The sequence below is a fragment of the Microcoleus sp. B4-C1 genome (genome assembly GCF_036705285.1).
Taxonomy (GTDB): domain Bacteria; phylum Cyanobacteriota; class Cyanobacteriia; order Cyanobacteriales; family Microcoleaceae; genus Microcoleus.
This window is the reverse complement of the sequence record NZ_JAUBUC010000039.1, coordinates 15,647-28,766: the sequence shown is the minus strand read 5'-3', so window position 1 is coordinate 28,766 and position 13,120 is coordinate 15,647. Positions and strand designations below refer to the sequence as shown.

General features: G+C 45.8%; 9 protein-coding genes. 2 read left to right on the top strand and 7 right to left on the bottom strand.

All coding sequences use genetic code 11. The features are described from left to right. Positions 1 to 110: 110 nt before the first annotated feature. A complete protein-coding gene (locus QUB26_RS16920) occupies positions 111 to 716 on the top strand; it encodes a chorismate lyase (RefSeq protein WP_333318932.1) in 606 nt (201 codons plus the stop codon). Between the two features lie 312 nt (positions 717 to 1,028). Here the strand turns inward: QUB26_RS16920 and QUB26_RS16915 are convergent, their stop codons facing one another. From QUB26_RS16915 to QUB26_RS32015, 5 genes are all read right to left on the bottom strand, one after another. Further along, positions 1,029 to 2,327, bottom strand: coding sequence for a cytochrome P450 (locus tag QUB26_RS16915; protein ID WP_333318930.1), 1,299 nt, complete (start codon positions 2,325 to 2,327; stop codon positions 1,029 to 1,031). A 350-nt stretch (positions 2,328 to 2,677) separates the two neighbouring features. Continuing rightward, the gene (locus QUB26_RS16910) at positions 2,678 to 6,628 is read right to left on the bottom strand and encodes a GAF domain-containing protein (protein WP_333318928.1); all 3,951 of its coding nucleotides are present in this window, start codon (positions 6,626 to 6,628) and stop codon (positions 2,678 to 2,680) included. Positions 6,629 to 7,263: 635 nt separating this feature from the next. Next, the gene (locus QUB26_RS16905; RefSeq protein ID WP_333242583.1) at positions 7,264 to 9,270 is read right to left on the bottom strand and encodes an ABC transporter ATP-binding protein; all 2,007 of its coding nucleotides are present in this window, start codon (positions 9,268 to 9,270) and stop codon (positions 7,264 to 7,266) included. A gap of 29 nt (positions 9,271 to 9,299) precedes the next feature. Continuing rightward, positions 9,300 to 9,602 (bottom strand): zinc ribbon domain-containing protein, encoded by a 303-nt coding sequence (locus QUB26_RS32020; RefSeq protein WP_445299613.1) that lies wholly within the window; start codon positions 9,600 to 9,602, stop codon positions 9,300 to 9,302. Continuing rightward, positions 9,586 to 9,813, bottom strand: a complete 228-nt coding sequence (locus QUB26_RS32015) for an IS200/IS605 family accessory protein TnpB-related protein (RefSeq protein WP_445299612.1) — start codon at positions 9,811 to 9,813, stop codon at positions 9,586 to 9,588. The genes QUB26_RS32020 and QUB26_RS32015 overlap by 17 nt, the downstream gene beginning before the upstream one ends. A 933-nt stretch (positions 9,814 to 10,746) precedes the next feature. Between QUB26_RS32015 and QUB26_RS16900 the strand changes: the two genes are divergently transcribed. Next, positions 10,747 to 11,565, top strand: coding sequence for a tetratricopeptide repeat protein (locus QUB26_RS16900; RefSeq protein ID WP_333242580.1), 819 nt, complete (start codon positions 10,747 to 10,749; stop codon positions 11,563 to 11,565). A 201-nt stretch (positions 11,566 to 11,766) separates the two neighbouring features. Here the strand turns inward: QUB26_RS16900 and QUB26_RS16895 are convergent, their stop codons facing one another. Beyond that, positions 11,767 to 12,003: a hypothetical protein gene (locus QUB26_RS16895; protein WP_333242578.1), complete on the bottom strand. Its 237-nt coding sequence runs from the start codon at positions 12,001 to 12,003 to the stop codon at positions 11,767 to 11,769. A 326-nt stretch (positions 12,004 to 12,329) separates the two neighbouring features. Then, complete coding sequence (locus tag QUB26_RS16890) at positions 12,330 to 13,115, bottom strand: TIGR01548 family HAD-type hydrolase (RefSeq protein ID WP_333242575.1); 786 nt, start codon at positions 13,113 to 13,115, stop codon at positions 12,330 to 12,332. Between the last annotated feature and the right edge of the window lie 5 nt (positions 13,116 to 13,120).

Sequence of the window (13,120 nt, the reverse complement as noted above, 5' to 3'; positions counted from 1 at the left end):
TTAACCGGATATCCTATGGGCGATCGTCCTCGGTCGATCAATTTTTGATTTTTGAGTGGATAATTTAAGAAGCGTTATAATAAACAAAAAATTAAGTTTTGTAAAGACCCTTGACTGCAACATTCACACCCAAAAACAGCCGCACCTGGCACGCTCTCAACCCCCTGTGGCAAGGAGCAGAAGACGCAGTACAGAAGGGTTTACCCCACACCCAGCTAGCACCGGCATGGCAAATACTGCTCTTGGGCGACGGTTCCCCCACTCGTCACCTGCAACTGCTGACAGGGGAACCAACAGAAGTAGATGTGATCGATATGTCCTTAGTCGGTGAAGACGCAGACGGCGCGCCCCAGCAAATTGTCGCCGTTCCGGGGCCGCGCCTGCGCCGCCAAGTGTGGCTGCGGACTGCTTCGGGACAGCGCTTGGCCTATGCGACTTCTTGGTGGGAAGCGAGTCATGTAGACGAATATTTACAAAATAAATCTTTGCCAATTTGGGCCAGTTTAGCGAGGCTGCGGACAGAATTGTATCGCGATGTGCAGGGCATTTATTGCGGTAATTCGGTGGCTTTGGAGTCAGCTTTTGAACAGTCGGGGCCTTTTTGGGGCCGACACTATTTGTTTTGGCATCACGGGAAGCCATTGACTCTGATTTATGAGGTTTTTTCTCCTTATTTAACTAAGTATTTGGGGCCGATGCAATTGGATGTTGATTGAGACTGAGATATTGCACCATTATCAAGAACAGGCTTTTCGGCCTGTTCCACAAGAAAATTCACTCTTTGTGGAACAGGCCGAAAAGCCTGTTCATAAAAAGCTTATTGAGAATGGTGCAAGATATCAATCTCAACTGAAATGTTGCACCATTCTCAATAAGGCTTTCAGGGCGGGCTAGAAGCCCAACCCCTACTCCCCACAAGAAAATTCACCCGATTATGGAACAGGCATCTTGTGGCTTTCAGGGCGTTGCTCAGAGCAACCCCCCACAAGAAAATTTACCCGATTGTGGAACAGGCATCTTGCCTGTTCTTAAGAATAGTTTCGCCGAAATTTCACTCGCAAACCGTCGCGGGGATGGGGAGTCGGTACTCGGATTAAATTCAAATCTTGATCGGGTAAAAGCTCCCATTCAAACTCCCGAACAATCTTTGCTGCAAACAACTTCATCTCTAACCGAGCAAATTCTTTGCCCAAACATTCTCGCAAACCGCCACCAAATGGCACGTAACTGAACGGTTTTGCCGATCGCTCGGAGTTAAATCGATCGGGATCGAAGCGATCGGGTTCAGGATAAAGTTGACTATCCTGATGGGTTTGATTTATCTGAGAAAGCACAGTCCAGCCCTTGGGAATTTCATAGCCGCCGAACTCACAAGCATTAATGACTGTCCGAAAAATACCTCCCACTGGTGGAACTAAACGCAGCACTTCTTGGAGCACCTGTTCTAAATAGGTCATTTGTTTGAGTTGTTCCAAGGTTAGGGGTTCCGTAGCGGGGAACTGCTGCTGTTCGGTGCGGACTTTTGCCATCACATCGGGATGTTGAGCTAGGAGAAGACAAAAAGAGGCGATCGCCGAAGTTAAAGTTTCGTGTCCCGCAAACAGCAGCAACAGCACTTGATCTTTTAACTCATCCAAACTCAAACTATTTCCCTCGTCATCGCGAGCCGAAATCAGCAAACTCACAGCATCATTGTCACTAGGGGTTCCTTGCTGGCGATCGCGAATAATCTTTTCAAGTTCTGCCAACAGCAGCTTTCTGCCATTTTTAGCTTTGCCAAACTTAGTCCAAGGTACATCTAAAGGAATAGAAAATAAACCATCAGAGAAGGTTTCAAAATAATGTCCTAGCGCCGTTTCCGAACCATTATCAATCCCTACTAACAACTTCCCCGCAACATCAAAAGTATAATTTCTCAGTTCGGGATACCAAGTCAGCGTTTCCATTTTGGCCCATTTTTCCAAATAGCGCTGAGTGATATCTTCCATCCCGCCGATGTAGCCAGCCAGCGCTCGCGGCTGAAACGCTTGGTACAGCAACTTGCGCCGATTTTGGTGGTTAGCACCCGTTTGCAGGGCCAAGGAAAGCGGCCCTAAAAGCGCTCTCGTGCTGGGAGGCCAAGTCACAACAAAATATTGGTTTTCATTGCTTAAAACAAACAAATTAGCCTCTTGGCCGCACATGAAAACTGTAGGCTGTCCGAAAATGCTGGTTTTGAAAATATTTCCGTACTGCTGCTGGCGTTTTTTCGCGAATTGGGCATCTTGCAAAAAGTTGATGGTATCGCCAATTAGGGGTAAACCGAAACTGCCGGGAGGTAAGGCCATTTTAGATTTTAGATTTTAGATTTTAGATTTTTAATATCATATCAATTTTCCTTGTAGGCGGCGCAATACGCAGCAGACAAATTTCTGGTAAAATAACTTTTCTCTGTGTGTAGCCTGTAGGGTGCGTCTTTAGATTTTAGATTTTAGATTTTAGATTTTAGATTTTAGATTTTAGATTTTTAATATCATATCAATTTTAGTTGGAGGGTGGGCAATACGCAGCAGACAAATTTCTGGTAAAATAACTTTTATCTGTGTGTAGCCTGTAGGGTGCGTCTGTCTTAAGGTTAGTACAAAAAAATCAGGTCTTTCCAAGTGATGCACCTTAGTATTTTGGCCGAAAAACCAATTTAATTTTCTGTTCTTTTAATCGGAATCTCGATTATAAATTCAGTACCTTTCCCTACCACAGAGAAACACTTAATTTCACCTTTATGTTTTTCTACAATAATTGAATGGGAAATCGCTAAACCCATCCCCGTTCCTGAACCGATCCGTTTGGTAGTATAGAACGGGTCAAATATCCGTTGCTTGACTTGCTCTGTCATCCCTGCACCGTTATCAGAAATTCTAATCACAGCGAGAGTACCTTCTACCTCTGTACGAATGCGGATAATTCCCGGATTTTCGAGCGGTTCTTGTAACACGTCAATAGCGTTAGCAATAATATTCATAAACACCTGATTCAATAGTCCGGCGTAGCACTCCACCCGTGGCAATTGCCCGTATTCTTTAACAAGTTGAATTGCTGGGCGATCCGGCTGAACTTTCAGACGGTGTTCTAAAATCATCAATGTGCTGTCGATGCCTTCGTGAATGTTAACTTTTTTCATGTCAGATTCATCGAGGCGAGAGAAATTTCGCAAACTTCGCACGATATCCCGGATGCGAGTGGCTCCCACCTGCATAGAAGACAGCATTTTCGGCAAGTCGTCTAGCACAAAATCCAGCTCTAAAACTTCTATTTCCTCCTGAATCGCTGGAGAAGGTTCCGGGTATTCATCTCGATACATTTGCACCAGTTTCATCAGGTTTCTGGCGTATTCTTCTGTGTAGGTAAGATTGCCGAAAATAAATGTGACCGGGTTATTGATTTCGTGGGCGATTCCTGCTACCATCTGACCGAGACTTGACATTTTTTCTGCTTGAATGAGCTGGGTTTGAGCAAGCTTAAGTTCGCACAGAGTTACTTCGAGTTTTGCAGCTTGTTCTTGCGCTATCCGAGCTGAATCGACGCTTTTAGTGTAAAGTTCAGATTGACTGATGGCGATCGACAATTGATCGCAAATTGCCGATAGCAACTCCACTTCGTCTTTTGTCCACCTGTGCACCTCGCGGCAAGAAGTGCAGCCAACAACTCCAGTTAAACCCCCTGCACTCTTAACCGGCAAATCCAAGACAGACTTGTAACCCACCTGCAAAAAGAATTCCCTTTCTACTGGATCGCTAAAAGTTGCAACATCATCTATTTGATAGATTTCCAAATTAGCTATCTTTTGCGCCAGTGTCCCCGTTACCTCAGCAGGGTAATAACCCAAAAGCGAGAGCAAGTCATCATTTTTAGCTTCGTGGACGACATCCCAAGCGGGCGTCTCGGCCTCGGGCGTATACCACATAAACAGACAGCGATCGAGTTGCAGCAAGTCGCGAATTTGCCGCACAGTTGTTGCCAAGATAGTATCTAAATCTAGAGAAGCGCGGATTTGACTGCCTAGCTGGTTGAGCAATTTTTGCTGCATTGCTGCTGCTTTTGATTCGGCGGCGGCGAGGCGAGATTTTTCGTAAAGTTCGGCTTGATTAATGGCGATCGCCAATTGAGTTCCTACTGCCATTAACAGTTCCACTTCTTCGTCTCTCCACAGCCGCACCCCGCTGCAAGCACCGCAGAGGAGCGTGCCAATTTGACCCGACTGTGTTTGAAGGGGAATGTCCAGCAGAGAATTGAGCCCTACAGACATTAAAAATTCCCGTTCGGCTGGATCGGTTAATGCCTCAACATCGTCGATCCGAATTATTTCCAAATTGGCAATCCGCTCACCGATAGAAGCAGTTGGCTCGACAGGATATAAACCCAAACGCGAGGGCAAATCGGCATTCTTTGCCTCGTATCTCACATCCCAAACCGGTGGCGAAGCGTCGGGTAAATACCAGATAAACTGACAGCGATCGAGCAGGAGCAACTCGCGAATTTGCTGCACAGTTGTCGCCAAAATAGTATCTAAATCCAGAGATTGGCGGATATTGCTAGCTAGCTGGTTCAGCAGCGCTTCCTGCTCAGCTAATTTGCGGAATCTCGCTTCCGACTTTTGCAACTGTCTTTGAGCTTCTTTTTGTTTTGTAACGTCCAAACCCAAACCAATTAAGCCGATCGCGTTACCAGAATCATCTTTAACCTTAGTTTTGATTGTCTCCAAATAATGTTCTTTACCATCAGCAAGCTGCAGCACTTCTTCAGCATAACAGGGAATATCTTGGCTCCACGCTTGCGCGTCAGATGCCATGCAGTTAGCAGATGCTTCTAATCCCAAAACTTCGGAATAGTGAGATGCTGCTAAAAATCTTGATTCAGGTATAGCCACATCTTCGCAGAAAGTTTTGTTAATTAATAACATCCGCCCGCTAGCATTTGTCAGCCATACCCAGATCGGAGCGTTGTCAATAATTGCCCTCAAAGTTTGCTGTTGTCTGGCGAGAGCTTCTTCTGTTTGTTTGCGCTTAATTCCCAGGGCGATCGTATCGGCACTTGATGCCAAAGCAATCAGCGTTGATTCGTTCAACTCCTGGCGAGCAAACATCGCTATTACTCCCAGCAACTGATTGTCAACAATTAGCGGATATCCAGCAAAAGCCACCATTCCTTGTCGTGAGGCCCATTTTTTGTCCTGGATTCGGGGATCTTCTTTCACAGAATTAGTGATGTGAGGTTGTCGCTCCAGGGCGATTAAACCAATCTTGAACTCGCCGACAGCAATGCGGCTGTGAGCGCCGTCAATATGAGTATATATCCCCGCGCTTGCTTGCAGTTGCAATACATTTCCGTCTTCATTCAACGTCCAAATCCGAGCAAAGGCAACATCCAAATGGCGCACAACTGCATCGGCGCAATATTGCAAAGTTCTACGCAAACCCTGATTTTGAGTTAGAACAATTCCCACATCTGCTGTGAATAAAGAAAGTTTCAATTGTTCTGCTAAAGCTTGTTCTGCTATTTTTCGCTCTGTAATGTCCGTAGCAGAACCGAGACGCTGCTTAATTTTTCCCTCCTCTGTTCTGCTAAATACAATTTCCCGGCTGACTAGCCAGCGCCAACAGCCATTTTTGTCGCGCACCCGGTATTCGTACTCACCAACTTCGCCGTCGGGAGCAGTTTCCAATTGCTGCAAATATTCTGGAAATTTAGCTAAATCATCAGAGTGGATAATGGTAGGCAACAGACTGCTGCCCATTTTTTGAACTTCTTCTACGGTATAGCCCAGCGCGACATTGATTTCGCGGTTGTTGTACACATTTCGCTGCTCGATCTCGTCGTAGACATAGAGAATATTCGGAGTAGCATTGGCAATTTGTTCGAGAAAACGCTGGCTTTCTTGCAGCGCTGCTTCTGCTTGTTCTTGAGCGGTAATGTCGCGCCCGACACCATAGATCAATTCTTCGTCGCAGAAACCCGTAGCAGTCCAGGCTATCCACTTGTAAGAACCGTTGCGACGGCGCCAGCGGTTTTCAAACCCAACGGTATTATTCCCCGTAGCAACACTTTCAGCTTCTTTTAAAGCAGTTTCGCGATCGTCTGGATGCACGAATTCAATGAAGAGTTTGCCAATCATTTCTCCTGGGGAATAGCCGAGGATTTTTTCTGCTGCTGGGTTGATGAGTGTTATATAACCGTCAAAACTAATGACGCACAGCATATCTAGCGAGAGACTAAAAAAGCGATCGCCCCCGTTGGGTTCGCTGGATGGGCGATCGTTTTGGGCTGCGACAGCAGAAGCTTTTGAACCCGCCGATACCGCCCAAAAGACAATATTTGCTATTGCCAAAAATCCCAGGGCGAGTTGGCGGGCATAGAAATTATCGCCGCTGCCAGCTACGAGCCACCCGTTTAACACCAGCAGTACAATTATCAAAATTGAGAATAAACTCCCAGGGGCGATCGTCGCTACGCTGATTTTTTTTTCAGAATGCTTTCTAGATTCTGCTTTTTGTATTGTGGTGACTGCTGCCATAATTTTTGTCCACAACAATTGCAGGAATTTCACCAATTTAGTGCTTTTGGATTCTCCTACTTGAACTGAATGTTTCATTCTTTTACTCTATAGTTACTTTGAGTTGTGCTGATTTAAAAATTACAATAAAGATGTTTAAATATTATAAATATTTCCTACTTTGCGAGCTCTAATATTGGATCATTGGGTAAATGTACCCAAAACGAGGAGATAATTAAGTGTATTTACGGAAGTAGCCACCAATCTCTTTTTAGCTGGGGTACGCATTTGCTAATTTTTGCGACTCAGAGAGAGAGTTTACTTATAATACTACGCGATATATTGTTGTTAGTCATTGGACATTTGGCCTAATTTAGCTAGTCCTAGACGCAAACCCTAATTATCTAGGCTGCGCCTGAATCTGCTTACCGCCTTATAGTAGCCTGTTATACCGCACTTTTGGCCTGTAGAAATAACTTGGTTTGATGTAGAAAAATACTGCGTTTAGCGCCCTGGCTGTGGGTTAAACAGCCCGGAATATTAGTCAAGTTCAAACAGGTTGAATCTGAGCATAAATTATGAAGTTAAAATAAATATAAACTGCTGATTTGTGAAGATAAAAAGAAAAAAACCTTCATAGCAGTTTTTCCTTGCAGGAGATGTTCGCCCGTAATGGCTAATTAGTAATTGGTAACGGGCAATTGGTAATTGATACGAGTTTAAAACACTAGATATCAATTTTGTTCTGATTCATCCGCAGGCGATGGGGGCCAAGCAGCTTGGCGACCTAGTTGCTGTTGCCGAATTCGCTCCAAATTCCCCGCTGGAATAGAAGCTATGAGTTGCCGCGTGTAAGCTTGTTGCGGTTGGCGGTAAATGCGCTCGGCAGTGCCAATTTCTTCGATTTTACCTTTGTTCATCACGATCGCGCGATCGCTCATAAACTTGACCACGCTCAAATCGTGAGAAATAAAAATATAAGTCAGTCCAAACTCTGTTTGCAACTCCTTCAGCAAATTTAAAACTTGCGCCTGCACCGACACATCTAATGCCGAAACCGACTCATCGCAAATAATAAACTTAGGATTCAAAGCCAAAGCTCTAGCAATACAAATTCGCTGTCTCTGTCCACCCGAAAACTCGTGAGGGTAGCGCCGCATAAAATCGGGATTTAAACCCACTCTCTCCAACAAATAAGCCGCGCGATCGCGCTGTTCTTTCTGGTTCTTACCAAAGCGGTGAATCACCATCGGTTCCATCACCGCATCCCCAACATTTAGGCGCGGATCGAGAGAACTAAAAGGATCTTGAAAAATAATTTGCAGATCGCGCCGCAGCCACCGCAATTTGCGATCGTACTCTTTTTTCATCCGGTAATTAGCCATCCACTGCGATGCCGAACTACTTCTGGCAGGAGGCGTAATTTCTTGACCTTCAAAAAACACTTTACCGCTGGCGATCGGAATTAATTGCAGCAAAGCCCTCGCCAAAGTAGATTTGCCGCAGCCAGACTCGCCCACCAAACCCAAAGTCTCGCCGGGGTAAACCTCAAAAGAAATATCGTTTACCGCCATAAACAAGCGTTTAGTTTCGCCAAACATTCCCTGCACCGGAAAACCGACTCGCAAGTTATCAACAGCTAGCAAAGGGCCGGAAATATGCGGCAGCCGAGGCGGTTTTCCGGTTGCAAAAGCGGGATTTCCCCCACTGTTGTCGCCGTCTAAATCGGCATTTTTCTCGACAATTACTAATTCGCCGCTAGCATTTGTGGTGACATCCATAAAATCGGAAACTGTCGGCAAACGGCGCCTTTGCCGATCGAGAGTTGGGCGGCAAGCTAACAGACCTTTTGTGTAAGGATGTTGGGGATTGCTGAAAATTTGTTCGATCGCACCGCACTCAACAATCTTGCCTCGGTACATCACCGCCACCGTATCGCCAATTTCAGCAATGACGCCCAAATCGTGGGTAATAAAAATCATTGCCATGCCTCTAGAGTCCCGCAACTCGCGCAGCAAAGCTAAGATTGTTGCCTGCACGGTTACGTCCAAAGCCGTGGTAGGTTCATCAGCAATTAATAAAGTTGGATTGCAAGAAATGGCCATTGCAATCATCACGCGCTGGATTTGACCGCCTGATAGTTCGTGGGGATAGCGATCGAGCATAGCTTGTTTTTGGCCGTTGACGAGCTGCATCAAATCGCGATCGTCCTCCCGAACCGCTTCTTGCCGCAAAGCCAAACACCGCTGCCTGAGCTCATCGTCGCCCGGTAGCAGCTTCACTTCTTGCAGCAGAGAAGCAGCTTGGCGCCGCGCTTCTGTCTGCGACACCTGTTGGTGCAAACAAATGGCTTCTGTGAGTTGAAATCCGATCGTATAAACAGGATTTAGCGAACTCATCGGCTCTTGAAAAATCGTCGCAATCTGGCTGCCCCGGTATGTTTGTTTTTCCCTATCCGGCATTTCCAGCAGATTCACAGGCCCATTGCTAGCGCCGTCTTTTGTCGGAGAAAACCAAATTTCGCCCTCGATTTTCGTTGACGAACTCGACAGCAAACCCATAACAGCCAGGGATGTTACCGATTTTCCCGAACCCGACTCTCCCACGATGCCCAGAGTTTGCCCTCGCTTGACCTCAAACGAAATGCCGTCAACCGCTTTGACGGTTGCAGACGCATCGCCTGCGTCCGCAGATTGAAATTGAACCCGCAGGTTGCGAACTTCTAGGACGGTTTCACTCATGGAAGTCTATGGCAAAAATTAAAGGGAGACTAAGTGGATTGTAGCAGGGCCTGGTAAATTACCCAGCACGCTCCCTGAGTACAGGCACAGTGTGGGCTTTCAATCGCCCTGAAATAATCTTGCACATTGCAAAACAATCTCGAACCTTCGGGCTTATTTACGAAAGCCCCAATAGCAGCAATATTCTTACTGCCGTTTAAGTCGGCATCACCTTTCCAGCCACAATGGTCACAAGCGAACTTTTTACCAGTTCTATAAGATTCGCCCCGTCCAGGGTGAATATGATTGCACTTGTGGCACATTTTGCTAGTATATCTAGCTAGGCTCCCCAAACAAAATCTTTACGCTATGCTTTATAGCTTTGTAGATTAGGAATTGGCGCAACTGAAAGAATGCCCAGTTATTGAATCGTCTCCGCACTTTTTTCGAGCGTGGCTGGTGATTTGTGCGCTCCCTAATTCCCGTCAAATCTTCCAAAGCGACAACTTGATTTTTGTTCTTAGCCTTGGTTACGATACGGTGACTGATAGTGTGATTTACCAAAGTCTGAAAGCGCTTTTTTTTGCCCGACAACCGTTTCAACAATTCTCGACATCTACGCCGAGTGCAACGCGAGCCTTTCCTGGCTTTTCGCTGGATATTTGCTCTCAACTTGGCATAATGATTCCTAACTTTGGTAATTTATTTACCGCTAAATGTATCTGTGTCAGAAGTAACTGCAATATCACTCCTACCCAAATCACAGCAGTAAGTTTAAGGCTCTGGGAGCGAGAAAATTTTGTTTTTATAAATTATCGAACAATAGGGAACCAGAGGTTTTTAATATCGAGGCAAGATAATTTAATAAATCTTTGTATGCTGCAACGAAGACTCTCAAATAAAATGGGATAAGGCATCAAAGAAGCCAGCAACTCAATACTAACTTGTTTGTGGCATTGCAAAAGATATACCAAGATTTTAAGCGTCACGTATACGTCCGTTTTTAGTTGGTGTTGCAGGTGGATGTGGTAAAATTGAGGAAACATATTTAACAGATGGGCCTTGTTGACAAAAATTACCCCATCTTTTTTACCGCAACTTGCCGAAATCCGCAACAGGTAGGGCTTTTGACGAGGTTGTCACCCCGTCAGCTCGCGAACGCCTGAAGGGTTGCATCAATTTTGATGGACTGCTCAGGCGCTACTTGGAGCTTGCAAGGGGCGGGTAAACCTGCCAATATCTGCCAATAATTGACAATCTCAAAAACCCGCCCCGGCCGGGATATTATGGTCAATCGATCGGACATGATATCAGTTAAACCCCCAACTACCCAACCAAAGTCCGCCTATCCCGACGAAACAAAATCCAGAACCTGCGGAGGCAGGTTTTGTCCCTGTAGCTGCGACTTAAGTCGCCCAGACTTTTCAAACATCTTCTAACCAACGCTCGCCAATTCGGTTAATAATATGTTTAGTAAAGTTTAAACGACCAACAACGATGATTCGCTCAGTTTTCACATTTTTTACAGTATTAATTGTAACCGGATTAGTATGGTTGGGAAATATCGCCCCCGTTGCCGCACAAGTACAACCAACAGATATCGCCGATCCCCAACAGGAATTGGGAGAACTCGTTCAAAAAGCTTTTGAAGCTACAAATGAAGGCAAATTTCCCGCCGCTGAAACTTTTTGGACTCAAATCATTGACAAATTTCCCTCACAAGCGGCCGCTTGGAGCAACCGAGGCAATTCTAGAGTCAGCCAAAACAAACTACAAGCCGCTATTACCGACTACGAAAGAGCGATCGAACTAGCACCCGACGCCCCCGATCCCTACCTAAACCGCGGCACCGCCTTAGAAGGTTTAGGACGCTGGGAAGAGGCGATCGCCGACTACAATCATGTACTAGAATTAGACTCCCAAGATCCAGCCGCCTATAACAACCGAGGCAACGCCGAAGCAGGTTTAGGAAAATGGGAACAAGCAATTGCCGACTACAGCAAAGCCTTTGAACTAGCCCCCGAATACGCCTTTGCCCGCGCCAACCACGCCCTGGCACTTTATCAAAACGGGCAAACCAAAGAAGCAATTCGCAACATGAAAAACATCGTCCGCAGATACCCCCAATTTGCCGACATGAGAGCCGCCCTCAGCGCCTGTCTTTGGGAAGCTGGAAATCGCGGCGAAGCTGAGAGCAATTGGGTAGCAGCCATCGGCCTCGACTCCCGTTACAAAGACCTCGATTGGGTTGCCAATACCCGCCGCTGGCCACCACTTGCAGTCAGTGCATTAGACAAATTCTTGCACTTGAAATAATCTCAAAACGCCAATAAAAAATTGCGAGCATCCCGATGATTGTGGGGTATAGTTCCTAAAAGGGATGCTCCAAAAAATTGCCCAATCTCATCCTAAGCTAGCAGTAAATAAACTCTTGAAGAACAATTTAACTTCTTCTTCCTTGTTTCTTCTTTCCTCAACATTCATTCCTTAAATACCTTCCCTCCGTTGATTTTTTTCTCAAAACTCGTATTCCACATCTCCAGAAACAATCCTATCTGTCACCAACATTCTGTATAGTTCCAGTTCTTCAACAGTAACTTTTCCGTCAGCACAAATCGCTCTTCTGATGTCTTCCATTTCTTGCTTAGATATCTTGCCGTTAGCAACAGCTCGCTCGATTTGGACTTGGAGCTTTTGTAGTTGCCGAGTTTCTTCCGGCGTAGCTTGTTTAGCAGTCGATCGCGAAACTAACATATTGGCACTCTCCTAGAGATTGACCTCTACTCTGTACTAAGCCGCAGCAGCAGATATTGTCAACTCAAAGATGCAAAAATTGACAAATAAATGTAACAAAACTACATTTACTTGTCAATAGGATAAGGTGCACAGTTATTTAACAAAATTAGATTTGTTTGTCAATAATATCGATGTCAAATCCGCGCTTCAACGTCAGGCGCAAAATCGAATCAACCTGCCAACAAATAATTCGCGCAATTTTCATTTTTTTGACCCCTATTCAACAGTCAACAGCCAACAGTCAACATTCAACAGCCAACAGCCAACAGTCAACATTCAACAGCCTACTGAACTAATTCCCAAATCCGCGCAGCCGTCAACTCCTCGACATTCCTGAAAACCGCTGCTGCACCCGCATTTTCCAGCCCCGCAGCATAAGCCTCGCAGCGCCCAGCATCATCCAAAACATGAGGTGGCAAAATTCCAGCCCCCAGCCAAACCCGATTTGGTTGCACTTCCCGCGCCTTCACAACCGTGTAAATATCCGCAACAGTATCTCCCGCGTAAATCACGGGCAAATTTTCTTCTAAACCGTGCAGGTTTTCCAACTGTTCAATTGCCGCGAAAAGTCCAGCCGGATCGGGTTTTCCCGGTGCATCTTCCATCGCCACCAACACCGGGGAATTTAAACTCAGTTTCCCTGACAAAACATAAGCAGCTTCATCCCGCATCGCCCCGCTAAAAAAGCCCCAAACAACTCCCCCAACAGTTAAATTTTCCAGGTAAGCCGGACTTAACAACAACGGTTCGTCGCAAATGTAACCAGTCCAATTTTTCTCATCGGGCCCGCGATAGCGACTTTGGAAAAAAGCCACTAATTCGTCATAGTTGAGAGCGAGTTCGTTTCTCGATCGCCCAATTCCCTCAAAATAACGGCAAACTAACTCGAAAGACGCCTGCCAGTCATTATTCCACACTCCCTCAGACTTCAGAGAGTCGATATCGAGAGAATTCGGGCGAAAAGCACCCGCCGTGAAATGTTCCACCGCATCCGCGATCGCCCGCCGATAGGAACCCGACACATCCCGCACCACACCATCAATGTCAAAAACTACAATAACTCTGTTCACAATTT